This is a genomic window from Halogeometricum rufum, assembly GCF_900112175.1.
GTDB lineage: Archaea > Halobacteriota > Halobacteria > Halobacteriales > Haloferacaceae > Halogeometricum > Halogeometricum rufum.
In genome coordinates, this window is sequence record NZ_FOYT01000002.1 from 832,016 (window position 1) to 847,733 (window position 15,718).

Consider the following 15,718-nt stretch of genomic DNA (forward strand, 5'->3'; position numbering starts at 1 on the left):
GGCCGGCGTCACCGCGAGTGACATACTTTTGTGCCTCCGAGACGGACGCGCAGTCGTGTTCCCTGCGGCCGACGAGTACGACGTACACATCGAACCGGACGACGACGCCGTCGAGCGACTGCTGGCCGTCTCGCCCGACGACGTCGACCCGGCGTCGGAACTCACCTTCTCCCGGAACGTCTTCCTCCCGTTGACCACCGCCTGCCGGTACACCTGCACCTACTGCACCTACTACGACGTGCCGGGCGAGGCGACGCTGCTGTCGCCCGAGGAGGTGCGCGAGACGCTCCGAGTCGGCGCCGACGCCGGCTGCACGGAGGCGCTATTCACGTTCGGCGACGAACCGGACGACCGCTACACGGCGATACACGACCAGTTGGCCGAGTGGGGGTACGACGACGTCTTGGCGTACCTGCGCGACTGCTGCGAGATGGCGATGGAGGAGGGACTGCTCGCGCACTCGAACCCGGGCGACCTCACCGAAGCCGAGTTCGAGCGCCTCGCCCCGGTCAACGCGTCGATGGGCGTCATGCTGGAGACGACGGCGGACGTGGCGGCGCACTCGGGCGGCCGGCGGAAGACGCCGGGACAGCGACTCAACACGGTCCGCGCCGCGGGCGAGGTGGGCGTCCCCTTCACCACCGGCATCCTCGTCGGCATCGGCGAGACGTGGCGCGACCGCGCCGAGAGCCTGTTGGCCATCCGCGAACTGCACGAACGCCACGACCACGTTCAGGAGGTCATCGTCCAGAACGTCGTCCCGAACGAGCGGTCGAGCTTCGAGCGGCCGTCGGTGGCGACGATGCGCCGCGTCGTCGCCATGGCCCGCGCCGCCCTCCCCGAGGAAGTGTCGGTGCAGGTGCCGCCGAACCTCTCGCCGACGCGCGACCTCCTCGACTGCGGCGTCGACGACCTAGGGGGCGTCTCGCCCGTCACCGACGACTACGTCAACCCCGACTACGAGTGGCCCGCGCTGCGGGAACTCCGCGACGTCGCCGACGCGGGCGGGGTCCCCCTGCACGAACGCCTGCCGGTGTACGAGCGCTACCTCCCCGAGCGTCACCGCCGCCCCGAGTTCGACGGCCGGCCGGCGACCGGAACGTGGCTCTCCGACCGCGTCCGCGCGGCGATAGACGCCGACGACGTCCACGGCGAACGCTACCGCGGCGTCGCCAGACGCGACGGCCCCCTCGCCGTCGGCTCTGCGGACTGAGCGCACACCACCGAGCGAACTATCCTGACAGTCGGCGAATCAGAACCGTGTTCGAGAACACGCGACAGCCCGACTGGGACTGGTGGGAGACGCTCTGGCCGGAACCGAAGGCCGTCCTCCGGCGCGTCGGCATCGACGCCGGTCAGTCCGTCGCGGACGTCGGGTCGGGGAACGGCTACTTCACGCTCCCGCTCTCGGAGGTGGTCGGCGACGAACCGGTGTACGCCGTGGACATCGACGAAGCGTTGCTCGATGAACTCTCGACGCGGGCCGACGCCCGGGACTGCGCCAACGTCCGCTGTCTCCACGGCGACGCCCGGAACCTCCCGGACGTCCTGCCGGAACCCGTCGACGTGGTACTGGTCGCCAACACGTTCCACGGCGTCGAACGGCAGGCCGAGTTCGCGCGACTGGCGCGGGAGTCGCTCCGCCCGGGCGGGCGGTTCGTCGTCGTGAACTGGCACGACCTGCCGCGCGCCGAGACGACCGTCGACGGCGAACCGCGCGGCCCGCCCGAGGACCTCCGGATGTCCGTCGCGGAGACGCGCGAGGTGTTCTCGGCGGCGTTCGACGACAGGGAGACGGTCGACCTGCCGCCGTACCACTACGCCGTCGTCGGGCGGAACGAGTCGACCGGCGACGTCACCGCCTGAAGAGGGAGACGAGGGCGACGACGGCCGTCAGCACCGGCGGAACGGGGAGGTTCACCCGCCCGGACAACTGCGGAATCCGTTTCCTGCAGAGCGCGTAGCCGGCACCGACGACCAGCGTTCCGAGCGCGAACGCGCGGACGCCCTCGCCGAAGACGACCAGTCCGGGCGCGACGAGGACGGCGGCCAGCGCGAGGTCCTCGGGTGCGCCGTCGTAGCGAATCCACCGCTTCGGCGCGACCCACGCCTCGCGCGACCGGAGGTAGACGCCGTGGTCCGTCGCCGCCTCCCACGGGCGCGCCTCGGAACTCCCGCCCGCGAGGTCGAACAGGGGGTGAAGCGCCGCGGCGACGAAGAACGTCGCGGCGGCGACAGCGGGCGCTGAGGGGGCGACGACGGCGGCGAACGTCGCGAGGACCGCGAGGAGGGCGTACGCCTCGACGGCGTGGAGCGTGCGCCGGTGTTCGCCCGCCACCATGTCGAGGTCGGGGAAGACGCTGCCCGCGACGGCGGCGACGACGACCAGTGGCGCGAGTTCCGGCGCGAGGAGGGCGACGGGAGCGGCGAGTGCGATGCCCGCCCCGACGTGCGTCGGCGCCATCATCGCTCGCTCACCGCCGTTCGCGCGCGATGCCTCTGTGGTTCGTTCATCCGACCGAACTGGTCGACGCGGAGGCATATATCTCGTGCGCTCGGGTCCGGCGTCGCCGTCCGCCCGCCGACGCGCCGCCCTCGACCCGGGTCAGATGCCCAGCACGTCGGGAACGCGCCGCCGAAACAGGGTGTAGACGGCGGCGACGACGAGTCCGACGGCGACGACGAGGCGAGCGGAGGGGACGAGGTACGCCGCCGGGAGGGCGAGGGCGGCGGTGAGGAGGAAGTCCTCGGGTGCGCCGTCGTACCGGACGACGTGCCGCGGGCTGAGCCACCGCTTTCGCGGGTGGAGGTACACCGCGCGCGGCGAGGTGCGCTCCCACGGGCGGAGTTCGTCGCTACCGCCGAACCAGTCGGACGCGGCGTGCAGACCGGCGGCGAGGAGGAACGTCGCGAGGGCGACAGTCGCGGAGGAGGGGGCCGCGACGGCGACGACGGCGGCGACGACGCCCGCCAGCGAGGCGTAGACGGGGTAGTGGAGCGACTTGCGGTGCGTGCCGACGAACAGGTCGACGTCGGGCGCGACGCCGCCGAGGAGGGCGCCGCCGACGGCCGCCGCCGTGAACTGGGGTGCCACGACGGCCGCGGGCGCGCCCAACAGGAGGAGTGCCGCGGCGGCGTGGGTCGTCACCATCATCGCTCACAGAGAGGGGCGACGGACACTTCAGACTGCGCCCCTCGGCAGAGTGGTCCCGCGCCCGCCGACGGGCCGCCGCGGTCAGTCGTCCGCGGGCGCCGGTTCGCCGCCGTCGTCTTCGGGGCGCGCGACCATCGGCGTCCCGTCGGCGCGCGGGCCGAGCATCGGGCCGTGCGGGCCGTCGTCGGGGTCCAGACGGCGTCGCTGCCGGTAGTCGGTCGAGCGTTCGACGGGCGGGCGGCCGATGGCCGACACCATCTCGACGTAGTCGTCGAACGACCGGAACTCGCCGTAGTCGCCGCCCGCGCGCTTCGTTATCTCCTCGGAGAGGATAGTGCCCATGAAGTCGTTCGCGCCGCAGTTGAGCAGTTTCAGCGACTTGGCGTCGCCGAACTTCACCCACGAGGACTGGACGTTGTCCACGTTGTCGAGGAACAGGCGCGCGACGGCGACCATCAGTTCGTCCTCGGCGTCGGAGGCGCCCTCGGTGACGAGTCCGCGTTCGTACAGCGGGGTGTTCCGATGGACGAACGAGAGCGGGACGAACTCCGTGATGCCGCCCGTTCGGTCCTGCAGGTCGCGAATCACCTTCAGGTGCATGACGCGGTGAGCCTCGTTCTCGACGTGGCCGTACATGATGGTCGCCGTCGCGTCGAGGCCGGCGGCCATCGCCCCCTCCATCCCCTCGACCCACTCGTCGGTTCCTATCTTCCCCGGACAGATGACGTCGCGAACCTCGGGGACGAGTATCTCGGCGGCGGTGCCGGGCACGGAGGCGAGGCCGGCGGCCTTCAGTTCGCGGTACACCGCCTCGTAGGACCAGTCCGTCCCGCGGCGGGCGTGGTACGCCTCCTCGGGCGTCATCGAGTGGAGGTGCGCCCCGCCGACGGACATCGCGCGCATCTGCTCGACGTACGCGCCGGGGTCCGTGTCGTACGCCGCGGGCGGTTTGTAGTCGACTTCGGCGTACGGGTCGTCGTACGAGTCGAGAATCTCGCGGTGCTCCTCGTTCAGGACGAACGCGGGGTGGAGGCCGGAGACGGAGGTGACCTCGTAGATGCCGGTGTCGAGGGCGTCCTCGACGACGGCGCGGGACTCGGCGGGCGTCTTCGTGAACCCGGTGTGGTCGCCCTCGTGGTCGGACTCGAACTGGTGGGCCGTGTTCTTGAAGTTGCAGAACAGACAGCCGGTGTTGCAGGCCGTCGTGACGTTGTTGTTCAGGTTCGCGACGAACGTCACGTCGTCGCCGACCATCTCCGCGCGGCGGCGGTCGGCGGCCTCCAGCACCTGCTCTTTCCGCACCGGGTCGATGCCCTCGCGGTCCGTCCCCGTCGTCATCAGTTCGACGCCGTCGGCGACGGTGAGTCTGTCACCGGCGCGCGCCTTCGCAAGCGCGTTCTCGAACGACTGGTCGGTGTCGGGGACGTGTTCGAAGTCGAGGTCCGCCCCGCCCGAAGCCGACGCGTCGGTCATGGTTCGTCACCACCGCGCGGGAGCACAAAAGTGAGGCGGTATCGGCCACCGGAGCCGGCAGCGACGACGAGACGGCCGTCGGCGTCGAACGGACCGGCGAGGTGCTATCCCGCCTCAGACGTGGCTATATTCGCTCGGCGCGCGTAGATATGAGTATGACGCAAACTACTATCGACACGACGGACCGCGAGGGGATGGGCTTCTGGGTGAGCGCGCTCATCGGAGCGCTGGTGAGCGTCGTCGCGAGCGTCGTCCCGTTCTCGCCCGTCCTCGGGGGCGGCGTGGCGGGCTACCTGTACGCCGGGTCGCGCGACGACGGCCTCCGGGTCGGCGCCGTCTCTGGCGCCATCGCCGCGGTCCCGGTCCTCCTCGTCGTCGGCCTCGTGTTCGGCGGCCTCGGGCTGATAACCATCGTGGAGAACGCCCTCGGCGCGGCGGTGTTCTTCGTCGGGACGTTCCTGCTCGTCACCCTCCTCGTGGTGGCGCTGTCGGCCGGCCTGTCGGCCCTCGGCGGCTACCTCGGCGTCTACGTCCGCGAGGAGTACGACGGCGGCGACTCGCGCCGCCGCGAGGACGACGACGCCGACGCCGAAGCGGCCGTCTGAGTCGCGTGAAACCGAATCCCGGTCTCCCTCTCTCGCCCTACGCCTCCTGTGCGGTTCCGCCCGCGTCGCCGACGGTCACCTCGTTCGGGAGGCGCGCCTGCACCGCCTCGACGAGGGCCGGGAGCGTCTCCGTCGCGTCGCCCCGCACGAGGTAGTCCGCGAGGTGGTCTTTCGCCGTCTCCGCGACGTCGAACACGGCGAGTTCGCCGCGCGCGGCCGCCTCCTCGGGCAGCGTCGACGCCGGGGCCACGGTCAGCGACGACCCGACGACGAGGAACACGTCGCTCTCGCGCGCCATCCGACGCGCCGACCCGTACGCCGCGGCCGAGAGGTCCTCTCCGTACAGCACCACGTCGGGCTTGAGGTGACCCTCACAGCCGACCGTCGGACAGGTCGGCGGCGCGGTGCCGGCGCGAACGTCGTCGAGTGCGGCCTCGGTCGAGACGGACTCCCCGCACGCGACGCAGACAGACCGCGCGGCGTCGCCGTGGAGTTCGACGAGTCGGTTCGTCCCCGCCTCCCGGTGCAGGCCGTCGGTGTTCTGCGTCACCACGACGTCGAGGACGCCGAGTTCCTCCAGTCGAGCGAGGGCGCGGTGGGCGTCGTTCGGTCCGGTCACCTCGCCGAACATCCGTTCGTGGAGTTCGTGTCGGTCCGTCCAGAAGCCCGCGGGGTCGCTCTCGAACCGGTCGACGTGGAAGTCGGCCGGGTCGAACCCGTCGTTCCAGATTCCCCCGTCCCCCCGGAACGTGGGGACCCCCGAAGCGTTGCTCACACCCGCGCCCGTCAGCACGGATACCCCATCGGCCGCGACCAGCGACTCCGCCAGTGCGACCAGCTGTTCGTCCATAGTCGGACTACCGCAAGCGAGCGATAAAAGTGTCACGTTTGGTATTATGTTGATACTAACGGGCGGTTAATGGTACACATACGTGCGTATTATATCGGACTACGTGGGGTAGAGTGAGCACGGGAGTGGAAGGATTCTTGTAAGCGGCGGACGGCGGTTCGGGTATGACGAGCGTCAAGGAGTTCGAGGTGGAGACGCCGCCGACGGCGGCGGCACTCGGCCGGGGTCGGTTCGTGTTCACGGACCAGTACTCCGTGTTCGACTGGGGCGAGATGCCGGACCACGTCCCGCAGAAGGGCGCCTCCCTCTGTACGATGGGCGCGTTCAACTTCGAGTTGCTGGACCTGAACCACGTCCCGACGCACTACCTCGGCGTGGTGGAGGACGGCGAGGTGAAGGACCTCGGCGACTGCGAGTCGCCGCCGACGGAGATGGCCATCGAACTCACGCAGGTGCCGGACCTCCCCTACCTCGGCGACGGGGAGTACGACTACGACGCCTACCACGAGGAGGCGGGCGAGAACTACCTGATTCCGCTCGAAATCGTCTTCCGCAACACCGTCCCGGTCGGGTCCAGTCTGCGAACGCGAGGGTCGCCCGCGGACTACGGACTCGACGCCGACGAGTGGCCCGAGGAGGCCGTCGAACTGCCCCGGCCGGTCGTGGAGTTCTCCACGAAGTACGAGGAACAGGACCGCTACCTCGACCGGTCGGCGGCCGAGGAGATAGCGGGCCGCGCGGAACTCGACAGACTGGAGGAACTCGCACTCGCGGTCAACCACATCCTGAACGAACGCGCCGCCCGCGCGGGACTCACTCACGAGGACGGGAAGATAGAGTGTCTGTACCACGAGGGCACCATCAAAGTCGCCGACGTGGTGGGGACGTTCGACGAGAACCGGTTCTCCTACGACGGACAGGAGGTGTCGAAGGAGGTGGTCCGGCAGTACTACAGGCGGACCGACCCCGAGTGGGTAGCGGCCGTCGGCGACGCGAAAGAACGCGCCCGCGAGGAGGGCGTCGCCGACTGGCGGTCGCTCTGCGAGGCGTCGCCCGACCACCTGCCCGCGCCCGTCCTCACGGCCGTCTCGGAGATGTACGCCGCCGGGACGAACGCCTACACCGGGTCGGACTGGTTCGAGGCGCCGCCCGTCGAGGACGCGGTGGACCGAGTTCGCGACCTGTAGCGCCGGCGAGAACGGGCGACGCCCGTTCGGTCACGTCTGGCTCTGGTAGAGGAGGACGACGATAGCGAGCCCCACGAACAGGTCGGGCACGAAGACGAACGCCCCGACGTTCGGTCGCGGGCGGAACCCGAGGAGCGCGTGGACGAGCGGGTTGGACGTGAGCGCGTACAGCAGCAACGCGAGGCTCAGCGTGACCAGACTCACGGTGTACTTGTTCGGGAGGTCGCGGTAGAGACGGACGTAGATTCCGGCGAGCGCCAGCAGCAGAACGAGGTTCAGCGTGGTGAAGAACACCTCGGCGCGAATCAGGACTCGGATCTGTGCCGGAAGCGTGCGCGACGCGGGGCCGTGAGTCGGAATCGACGCCGTCAGCGTGACCGCGAGGGCGACGACGCTCGCCACGACCACGAGCGTCACCGTGGTCCGGAGCGGCGTCGCGGTTGGGTCACGTCTCATCGTCGAATCTGGCCTGTTCGGCCACCTCCTGCAGGATGTCGAGGTTGTCTGTCATCCGCTCGGAGAGGAAGTACAACTGTCCGTAGTTGTCGCCCTCCGTGGTCACGACGCCGTTCTCTTCGAGCACTTCGAGGTGGTGTTGCACGGTTTTGTAGTTCAGGTCCAGATCGTTCGACAGCTGGTTGGTGTTCCGCGGACGCGAGTGGAGCGCACGGACGATGCGAAGGCGGTTTCGACCGCCGCGGGAGCCGCCGATGAGCCACCAGAGCAACTGCCGCATCTATCGGAAGCTACGGTGCAGTCGGGCGAAATAGGTTCTGCTTCCCGTCGTTCCCCGACATCCCGTCACCGCGCCGTCACCCCGCCATCCAGTTCAGGATTCGGTCGGCGATGGCGCCGTTGTTGTCGTCCTGCATCAGGAGGTGCGTGTTTCCGGACACCCCGTCGTCGGGGAGGTTCAGCATCCGAGAGTCGGCGTTCGCCTCGTCCGACAGCGCGGCCGTCGTTTCGCACGCCGACTTCCGTCCCGTCTGTCCGCGGTCGGCGACGTAATCGCCGTAGACGGCCATGAACGGAGTGTCACCGGCCATCTGCGAGACGGCGGCTTCGTCGGTCGGACAGCCGACCGGTTCGACCGCGACGATGCGCTCGACCAGCGAGGGCGTGGACCGCGCCACGGCGAATCCGGACGCGCCACCCGCCGAGTGGACGAGGAGCGTCGCCGGACCGACGCGGTCCAAGAGCGCCGTCAGCGCGGCGGTCTCTCGCGACGAGGCGAACCGCGTTCCACCACCACCGCCGGCGTCACCGGCCTGACTCTGTCCACCGCTCGCGGCCGTCGTCTGCGTCGCGGCCGACCGCCGGCCCCCGCCTCCGCCGCCGCCCGTGCCGACGTACGCCGGGAAGGAGGCGACGAGTTGGTCGACCGCTTCGACGGGGTATCGAACGTCGTCGTACGGTTCGCCCACCTCGGGACCGAACCCCCACGTCGGCCACGCGCGAGACAGCGACCACCGGGAGAGCGACGCGGACTCCGTGTTCCGGAGCGCAGCGGTATCCAGCCCTCCCGAGTCCACGTTTCGCGGCGGATTGAACGCGTACACCGGGTATCCGGCGTCGACGAAGTGCTCCACCCAGCCGGGGCGACCGTCGGGCGTCGCGAGGTAGATGTACGGCGAGAGACCCAGTCCGGGCACCATCACGACGGGGTCGCGGTCCGTCTCCGAGTCGGGACGCACGGCGACGACTTCCGCGCGGGCGTCGATGACGGCGTCGCTCCCGACGTCCGACTCCCCGACGTAGAAGCGACTCAGCGTCGGCCGGGGTGTCTCGGATCGGTTGGTCGTCGCCGTCCCCGAGCCGGTCGACTCGTTTTCGGTCCCGCTACCGAGACCACTACACCCCGCGAACCCCGCGGCGAGTGTGACACCTGCCGCCCGCAAAGACGCTCGTCTCGATATCTCCGGTGACATCTACGAGTCGCTGGTCTCCGGACGGACTTATCTCATTGCCGAGATTAGCCACACGTTAGGCACAATTTCGGCACGGCTTTCGCATCGGTCCCGAGGCCGTCGCTTCGACGGCCCGAGAGACGGGAAGACATTTGCCGCGCGACCGTGACCCGTCGGCAGATGCCCTCCACGTCCGCGCCGTCTCCCGGTGACAGTTCCCCCACGCGCCGCCGATTTCTCGCTACGACCGGCACCGCACTCGCCGTCGGAACCGCCGGCTGTACCGACCTCCGAGAGCGCTACTTCCCGCGCACGCACCGGAGCGACGCCGACCTCTCCGGGCCTGACGGGCCGTGGCCGACGCTCGGACACGACGCGCGTCGAACGGGTTCGACGCCCGCGACCGGACCGGGTCGGGACGCCCGACTCGCCCGCCGCCACGGGTCGAACCACCACCCGAACAGGCAGGCGGTCGTCGGGGCCGACGTCCTCCTGTTCACGGTGCGTCGGTGGGTCGAACGCGAGGGCGGGGAACCGTTCTCGGGCGTCGTCGCCGTCGATCGCGAGGGGTCCGAGCGCTGGCGTCTGCGGACACGACCGGACATGGGCGTCCCGACGGTGATCGGACGGACCGTCTTCGTGGAGGACACCGACGGGACGCGCGCCGTGGACGCCGAGACGGGGGACGTTCGCTGGCGCTATCGGAGCGGATACGGCTTCCCGCACGTCTCGCCCGCCGTCCGCGACGGCCGCGTGTACGTCGGCGGGAGGCGGTTCCTCGCCCTCGACGCCGTGACCGGCGAGCGACTGTGGCGGACCGCCGAGGAGATGCCGGCCGTGCAGACGTGCGCCGCGGGCGACGGCGTCGTCGTCGTCTCGAACGGCTACAACGAGAACGGCGGCGGCCTGTTCTGCCTCGACGCCGCCGACGGGAGCGTGCGCTGGGAGTCGTCGGTGCGGACCGTCCACCAACCGGCCGCCGTCGGCGACGACGCCTGCTACGCGGTCGACGACGAGGGGTCGCTGCACGCCGTCTCGCTGGCCGACGGCGCGGTGCTGTGGTCGCGCCGTGGCGTCTCGACGAACCACGCCTCGCAGTACGAACAACCGGTGCTCGCCGACGGCCGCGTCGTCGTCGGGCGGTGGGACGGTCCGCTGACGGCCTACGACTCGGCGACGGGCGAGACGGCGTGGACCGCCGGCCCCGCGGACGAACGGCACCACGTGCCCGTCGTCGCCGACGACGGAATCTACGCCGTCACCCGCGAGGGAACCGTCTCCGAGACGGGGTTCGACGGCGCGGAACGGTGGCGGCGGACGGTGGACGTGACGGTGACCGCGCCGCCGTCGCTGGCGGACGGGACGCTCTACCTCGGCGGGCGAACGGGCGGCGACGTGGACGAGTGGGCGGGCGGGTTCTACCGGTTCGGCTGAGAAGGAGGGGTCGGTCTCGGATTCGGCGGCCTCGACCCGGCGGCTTCAGTCGTCCGAGGGGTTCGGCGCTTCGGCCTCGGATTCGTCGGCCGCCGAGTCGTCGTCCGACTCTGCTCCCGCCGTCTCGCCGTCGCGGAGTGTGTCGGCGAGTCCGTCGACGGGGCGGTCCGGGTTCGCCGCCGTCGCCGCGTCCGTCGCGCCGAGTTGGTAGTCGTCGGCGTCCGCGCCCGGTCGGAGACTGGTGCGTCCGCGGTGGACGCTCACCGCGTCGTCGAGGTGGAGTCGGACCGCTTCGAGGAGGGCGTCGGCCTCCAGCGGTTGCCCCAGCGACTTGATCTCCTCCAGCGAGGCGTCGTCGGGCACGTCGAACGCTCGCTGGGTGATGATGGGCCCCTGGTCGAGGTCCGTCGTCACGTAGTGGGCGGTGACGCCCGCGATGCGGACGCCTTCCTCTTTCGCCTGCCGGTAGGCGGCCGCGCCGGGGAACGCCGGGAGCAGGGAGGGGTGGATGTTGATGATACGGTCCTCGTAGCGGAAGACGACGTTCGGGCCGAGGATGCGCATGTAGCGGGCCAGCACCACGAGGTCGGCGTCGTAGTCGTCGAGGAGGGCGAGCAGTTCGTCCTCGTCGGGCGACCCCTTCTCGTCGCCGACGTCGTGGAACGGCACGTCGTAGCGTTCCGCGAGGGGGCGCAGGTGGTCGCGGTTGCCGACGACGACCGAGATTTCGGCGTCGAGGTCGCCGTTCGTCCACGCCTCGAACAGCGCTTCGAGGCAGTGGCTCTCCTTCGTCGCGAGGACGGCTATCCGCTGGGTGTCGCGGTCGGCGGGGAAGCGCACTTGCACGTCCACGCCCAGGTCGTCGCCGAGGTCCGAGAGCGCGTCCCGGAGTGTCTCCTCGGTGCAGACCATCTCGGAGGTGTCCGCGTGCAGCGTCATGCGGAAGACGCCGTCGCGGACGGCCTGGTCGAGGTCTTCGACGTTGATTCCGCGCTCGAACAGCAGGGTGGTGACGTTCGCGACGAGTCCGGTCCTGTCTCCTCCGATGACGGTGATCTCGGTGAGGTCTGTCATCGGTACCACCGCCGACTGCTGTCGAACGGAGTCATCGACGGGTGGAGACTTCGCTCGGGCAAAAGGGTGTCTTTCCGCGCAACGATTGGGCCGCCGTCCCGAGCGTGACATGCCTCACGGTAGCACGCATCATGCACCGGCCGCGCCGCGACGAATACCCACGAACGTGAACACCGAACGCAGTCCAAAACTGCTTTTGCTCATGACCGCGCACCACGAACCGATGACGACCTACACCGCGACGGTGACGGTCCGCCTGAAACAGGGCGTCCTCGACCCGGAGGCCGAGACGACCAAGCGCGCCCTCGAACGCCTCGGGTTCGAGTTGGAGTCGCTTCGCTCGGCCGACCAGTTCGAGGTGGAGATGGACGCCGAGTCGGCCGCGGTCGCCGAGGACCGCGCCGACGAGATGGCCGAACGACTCCTCGCCAACCCGACCATCCACGACTACGAGGTCGAGGTGGCCGAGGCGTAGATGACCGTGCCTGACACCCCGCCCGTCGAGGCCGCACACGGAGGTGCGTCCCGGTGACGGTCGCGGTGATACAGTTCGGCGGGTCGAACTGCGACCGGGACGCCGTCGCCGCCCTCGAACACCTCGGCATCGACGCCGAACGCGTCTGGCACGAGGACGGCCTGCCGGCGGACGCGACGGGCGTCGTGCTCCCCGGCGGGTTCTCCTACGGCGACTACCTCCGCGCGGGCGCGATGGCCGCGCGGTCGCCCATCATGAACGACGTGCGCGAGGCGGCGGCCGAGGGCACGCCCGTCCTCGGCGTCTGCAACGGCGCGCAGATCGGCTGCGAGTCGAGTCTCACCGAGGGCGCGTTCACGACGAACGAGAGCGCTCGCTTCCAGTGCGAGTACGTCCACCTCCGCGTCGAGAACGCCGATACGCCGTGGACCGCCGCCTACGACGAGGGCGACGTGATCGAGATACCCATCGCGCACGGCGAGGGGCGGTTCGAGATCAGCGACGACCGGTACGACCGGTTGGTCGCGGAGGACCGCGTCCTCTTCCGCTACTGCGACGCGGCGGGGAACGTGACCGAGGCGGCGAACCCGAACGGTTCCCGCGGCAACGTCGCCGGCATCACCGGCGAGGAGGAGAACGTCGGCGTGTTGATGCCGCACCCCGAACGCGCGACGCTGCCCGACCTGAACGGCAGCACCGACGGCGCGGGCGTCCTCCGCGGGTTCGCGCGGGACTGAGCGGCGTCACTCGGGCGAAAGACGCCACTCGGGAGAGAGAACCTATCCGTGCGACGAACCGCGTCGTCGCGACTCGACGAGCAACACGAAGCGACGGTGTGACGAGGCGGTCGTCTCAGGGGTCTACCGCACGGGGCGAACTCGTGGCTATCCAGCCGTCGGGGTTGTCGGACTCCCGAATCTCCAGCCAGCCGTCGGCGTAATACACGGTCTTGTACATCTGTAGAGTGGGTGCGACGCCGCGCAGGCGCGCGGGTACGCAGTACCTTTCGCGGTTACGTCGCATCCGGAAGAGGGGACGGCGGCTACCCCTATCACTACCCACAGCCTTCGCGGGGCGTAACGGACCCTTAGCGGAAGTTTTGTCACCGCCTACCGAACGTTGTCGGCGAGTTAATCAGCGAGCCAGCGGCATCGAGTAGGACGTCTCCTCCGCCATCACGACGTCCCACGTTCCCTCGCAGTCGCAGGACACCTGCGAGAACACGGTCGGGTCCTGCCGGAGGTCGAAGTCCTTGATGGCCTTCTGCACCAGGTCGTCGCAGTCGCCGCAGTTGTGCGCGCCGCGGTCGGAGCCGTGACCCACTGGGTCGGAGACGACGATGGCGTCCACGTCGGCGGTCGACTCCAGCACGTCGGCGACCGACCAGAGCCACGGCGGGCGGTAGCCGCCGTTGAAGTAGAGTTCGTCGACCATCGTGTAGCGCTGGACGTTCGTCGGGTTCATCGAGACGGTGTGGCAGTGGTCGACGTCGGCGCACCGCCGGATGGAGGACTTCATGTCCGCGACCGCCTCCGACTCCGAGAGGAACGGCGGCTTCATCAGCAGGTACGCCTTCACGCCCGCGCCCGCGTCGCCGGCCTCGGCGCAGGCGTCCTCGAAGTCCGCGAAGTCGAAGTACTTGTTCACGCAGTCGTGGCGCACGCGGTCCGTCGCCGTCTCCAGTCCGATGGCGACGTCCGTCTCCAGTCCCTGCGAGGTGAAGTCGTCCAGTTTCTCGGCGGCGACGAAGTCCGGCAGCGACTCGACGACGATTCGCTCCCGGTCGCCGAACGTCTCGCCGATGGCCCGTCGCGTCTCCGCGCCGACTTCGCGTTCGTCGAGGAAGCTGCCGGAGGTGTATATCTTGATGAGGTCGGCCGGTTCGTCCGCGTTCTCCGCTTCGTGGTCGAGACAGACCTGAATCTGGTCCATCAGCGCCTCGTGGGCGACGCTGCCGCCCTCGACGGACTCGGCGACGTAGCCGCACATCGTGCACCCGCCGGCGCGCGCCCAGCGACAGCCGCCGGTGTTGAGGATGATGGTGAGCGACCGCTTCACGCCGTCGGGCGTGTTGTCCTCGTCCAACCAGACGCGCGTGGGTTCGTGCGGGTCGTACGTCCGGTCCTTGCGCGAGCGAATCTCGCGCATCACTTCGTTGTGGGCGTCCATGCCCTTCCCCCGCTCGTACACTTCGGGGCTCGGCTGACTCATTACCGGTGATATCCGACGTGCGCGTAAATCCGCTTCGCCTGCGCGCCGAGGCCGGCGGACGGAATCGACGGCCGGTCGCGTTCGGACGGACCGCGGCACGGTCGCTCGTCGTCGCCGAGTGCGCCGCGCCCGCCACAGGCAAGCGTTATTGGCGCGCCGCCCCGACCGTCACACGTGCCAACACGTCGCAGGATACTCGCCGCGCTCGGCGTCGCCGGGAGCGTCGGCCTCGCCGGGTGCGACGGACTCGGCGGCGACCGGCCGGACGCGCGAACGGCGACGGAGACGCCGGCCGCGACGGCGTCGGAGACGGCCGTCGCCACCGGCGACGCGGGGGACGGACCGTCGCTCCCCTACAGCGCCGCCGACGCGAGCGAGAACGTCGAACGACCGCTGGGCCTCGTCGTCCGGAACGTGGGCGGGGAACGGCGGTTCGTCACCGTCGTCGTGAGCCACGGCGACCGGACGCTGCTCGTGGACAGCAGCGAGTACGCGCCCGAGGGGACCGACCGAACGCGGCACTACCCGAACCTCGTCGCCCGGCGCGGGACGTACGACGTAGTCGTGGAGACGGCCGACGGCGCGACGGGCCGCGGCGTCCTCCGCGTGGACGGCGTCCACCGCGACGCCGTGGTCGAACTCGACGGCGAGGTGCGCGTCCGGCAGACGGCGCGGTGCACCCCGGACTGCGGCGACGTGTCCGTCGCCGGCGAGGCGCGTCCCTTCGGCAACCCCCGGTGGCCGGAGATAGACGCGTGGGCGGGCTACACCGTCACCGTCGCCAACGCCGGCAGTCGGCGTCACGAGGTGCGCGTCGGCTTCGAGATAGACGGCGACACGGCGCTGGACTACCGCTACCGGCCGCCGCCGGGCACCGTCCTCGGCTTCCCGACGATACCGCCGCTCAGACGGCTTGCAGTGACCGTCGAGGCGAACGGCGACCGGTGGCGGGGCAGACTCGACGCCGACCGGAGCGTCGCCCTCCCCCTCGCCGTGGACGACGACGGCGTGCGCGTCGACGCGTGGCCCGACGCGGGCGCGGACCTCCGCGTGCGGAACGAACGCGGGCCGCAGACGGCCACCGTCGTCCTCTCGAAGGAGGGCGAACGGGTGGCGTCGTGGTCGGCGGACCTCGGACGCGAGGAGACGGCGACGGTGTCGGCGTTCGTCCCCGGTCCCGGCCTGTACGAGGCGGAGATGACGGTGGAGAGAGGGGACGAGTCGCTGACGAACACGCGAAGCGTCGTCGTCACGCGACGGGGGGTCCTCCTCGTCCGCGTCCGCGACGGCGTCGACGCGTTCTTCGTCCGGTGACCGGCGGGGCCGCCGCGCCGGGAGCACGATATTT

Annotated in this window: 17 protein-coding genes; 8 read left to right on the top strand and 9 right to left on the bottom strand. The window is 70.1% G+C overall.

Annotated elements, in window-relative coordinates:
- The first annotated feature begins 55 nt into the window (after positions 1-55).
- Complete coding sequence (cofG, locus tag BM310_RS13975; RefSeq protein WP_089808711.1) at positions 56-1,213, top strand: 7,8-didemethyl-8-hydroxy-5-deazariboflavin synthase subunit CofG; 1,158 nt, start codon at positions 56-58, stop codon at positions 1,211-1,213.
- A 47-nt stretch (positions 1,214-1,260) separates the two neighbouring features.
- On the top strand, positions 1,261-1,866 hold the full coding sequence (locus BM310_RS13980; RefSeq protein ID WP_089808713.1) for a class I SAM-dependent methyltransferase: 606 nt from the start codon (positions 1,261-1,263) through the stop codon (positions 1,864-1,866).
- Here the strand turns inward: BM310_RS13980 and BM310_RS13985 are convergent.
- From BM310_RS13985 to cofH, 3 genes are all read right to left on the bottom strand, one after another.
- The gene (locus BM310_RS13985; RefSeq protein WP_177232655.1) at positions 1,856-2,464 is read right to left on the bottom strand and encodes a hypothetical protein; all 609 of its coding nucleotides are present in this window, start codon (positions 2,462-2,464) and stop codon (positions 1,856-1,858) included. The two genes, BM310_RS13980 and BM310_RS13985, sit on opposite strands and share 11 nt — an antisense overlap.
- 141 nt (positions 2,465-2,605) lie before the next feature.
- Positions 2,606-3,154, bottom strand: coding sequence for a hypothetical protein (locus tag BM310_RS13990; RefSeq protein ID WP_089808717.1), 549 nt, complete (start codon positions 3,152-3,154; stop codon positions 2,606-2,608).
- A gap of 81 nt (positions 3,155-3,235) precedes the next feature.
- Entirely contained in the window at positions 3,236-4,627 is a 1,392-nt protein-coding gene (gene cofH / locus BM310_RS13995; protein ID WP_089808719.1) for a 7,8-didemethyl-8-hydroxy-5-deazariboflavin synthase subunit CofH, read from the bottom strand.
- A gap of 155 nt (positions 4,628-4,782) precedes the next feature.
- Between cofH and BM310_RS14000 the strand changes: the two genes are divergently transcribed.
- Positions 4,783-5,232, top strand: a complete 450-nt coding sequence (locus BM310_RS14000) for a DUF5518 domain-containing protein (RefSeq protein WP_177232631.1) — start codon at positions 4,783-4,785, stop codon at positions 5,230-5,232.
- Between the two features lie 37 nt (positions 5,233-5,269).
- Here the strand turns inward: BM310_RS14000 and BM310_RS14005 are convergent, their stop codons facing one another.
- Positions 5,270-6,082 carry a Sir2 family NAD-dependent protein deacetylase gene (locus BM310_RS14005; RefSeq protein WP_089808720.1) on the bottom strand — a complete coding sequence of 271 codons (813 nt, stop codon included), beginning with the start codon at positions 6,080-6,082 and terminating at the stop codon, positions 5,270-5,272.
- Positions 6,083-6,246: 164 nt separating this feature from the next.
- Here BM310_RS14005 and BM310_RS14010 point away from each other — a divergent pair, with 164 nt between their 5' ends.
- Positions 6,247-7,269 carry a phosphoribosylaminoimidazolesuccinocarboxamide synthase gene (locus tag BM310_RS14010; protein ID WP_089808723.1) on the top strand — a complete coding sequence of 341 codons (1,023 nt, stop codon included), beginning with the start codon at positions 6,247-6,249 and terminating at the stop codon, positions 7,267-7,269.
- 30 nt (positions 7,270-7,299) lie between these two features.
- Here BM310_RS14010 and BM310_RS21750 read toward each other — a convergent pair whose 3' ends face one another.
- The 3 genes from BM310_RS21750 to BM310_RS14025 form a co-directional block, all read right to left on the bottom strand.
- The gene (locus BM310_RS21750; RefSeq protein ID WP_245778499.1) at positions 7,300-7,725 is read right to left on the bottom strand and encodes a hypothetical protein; all 426 of its coding nucleotides are present in this window, start codon (positions 7,723-7,725) and stop codon (positions 7,300-7,302) included.
- Positions 7,715-8,005 carry an ArsR/SmtB family transcription factor gene (locus BM310_RS14020; protein ID WP_089808725.1) on the bottom strand — a complete coding sequence of 97 codons (291 nt, stop codon included), beginning with the start codon at positions 8,003-8,005 and terminating at the stop codon, positions 7,715-7,717. The genes BM310_RS21750 and BM310_RS14020 overlap by 11 nt, the downstream gene beginning before the upstream one ends.
- A gap of 76 nt (positions 8,006-8,081) precedes the next feature.
- Entirely contained in the window at positions 8,082-9,167 is a 1,086-nt protein-coding gene (locus tag BM310_RS14025; protein ID WP_245778500.1) for an alpha/beta hydrolase family protein, read from the bottom strand.
- Between the two features lie 189 nt (positions 9,168-9,356).
- Here BM310_RS14025 and BM310_RS14030 point away from each other — a divergent pair, with 189 nt between their 5' ends.
- Positions 9,357-10,610 carry an outer membrane protein assembly factor BamB family protein gene (locus tag BM310_RS14030; RefSeq protein WP_089808729.1) on the top strand — a complete coding sequence of 418 codons (1,254 nt, stop codon included), beginning with the start codon at positions 9,357-9,359 and terminating at the stop codon, positions 10,608-10,610.
- Positions 10,611-10,655: 45 nt separating this feature from the next.
- Here the strand turns inward: BM310_RS14030 and BM310_RS14035 are convergent, their stop codons facing one another.
- A complete protein-coding gene (locus tag BM310_RS14035; RefSeq protein WP_089808730.1) occupies positions 10,656-11,684 on the bottom strand; it encodes a formyltetrahydrofolate deformylase in 1,029 nt (342 codons plus the stop codon).
- Positions 11,685-11,907: 223 nt separating this feature from the next.
- On the opposite strand from BM310_RS14035, the gene purS reads away from it, so the two are divergent.
- Together purS and purQ are read left to right on the top strand one after the other, a co-directional pair.
- On the top strand, positions 11,908-12,159 hold the full coding sequence (gene purS / locus BM310_RS14040; RefSeq protein WP_089809269.1) for a phosphoribosylformylglycinamidine synthase subunit PurS: 252 nt from the start codon (positions 11,908-11,910) through the stop codon (positions 12,157-12,159).
- Positions 12,160-12,212: 53 nt separating this feature from the next.
- Positions 12,213-12,896 carry a phosphoribosylformylglycinamidine synthase I gene (gene purQ / locus BM310_RS14045; protein ID WP_089808732.1) on the top strand — a complete coding sequence of 228 codons (684 nt, stop codon included), beginning with the start codon at positions 12,213-12,215 and terminating at the stop codon, positions 12,894-12,896.
- 397 nt (positions 12,897-13,293) lie between these two features.
- Here purQ and BM310_RS14050 read toward each other — a convergent pair whose 3' ends face one another.
- Entirely contained in the window at positions 13,294-14,370 is a 1,077-nt protein-coding gene (locus tag BM310_RS14050) for an archaeosine biosynthesis radical SAM protein RaSEA (RefSeq protein WP_089808734.1), read from the bottom strand.
- A 174-nt stretch (positions 14,371-14,544) separates the two neighbouring features.
- On the opposite strand from BM310_RS14050, the gene BM310_RS14055 reads away from it, so the two are divergent.
- Positions 14,545-15,684, top strand: a complete 1,140-nt coding sequence (locus BM310_RS14055) for a hypothetical protein (protein WP_089808736.1) — start codon at positions 14,545-14,547, stop codon at positions 15,682-15,684.
- Positions 15,685-15,718 lie beyond the last annotated feature (34 nt).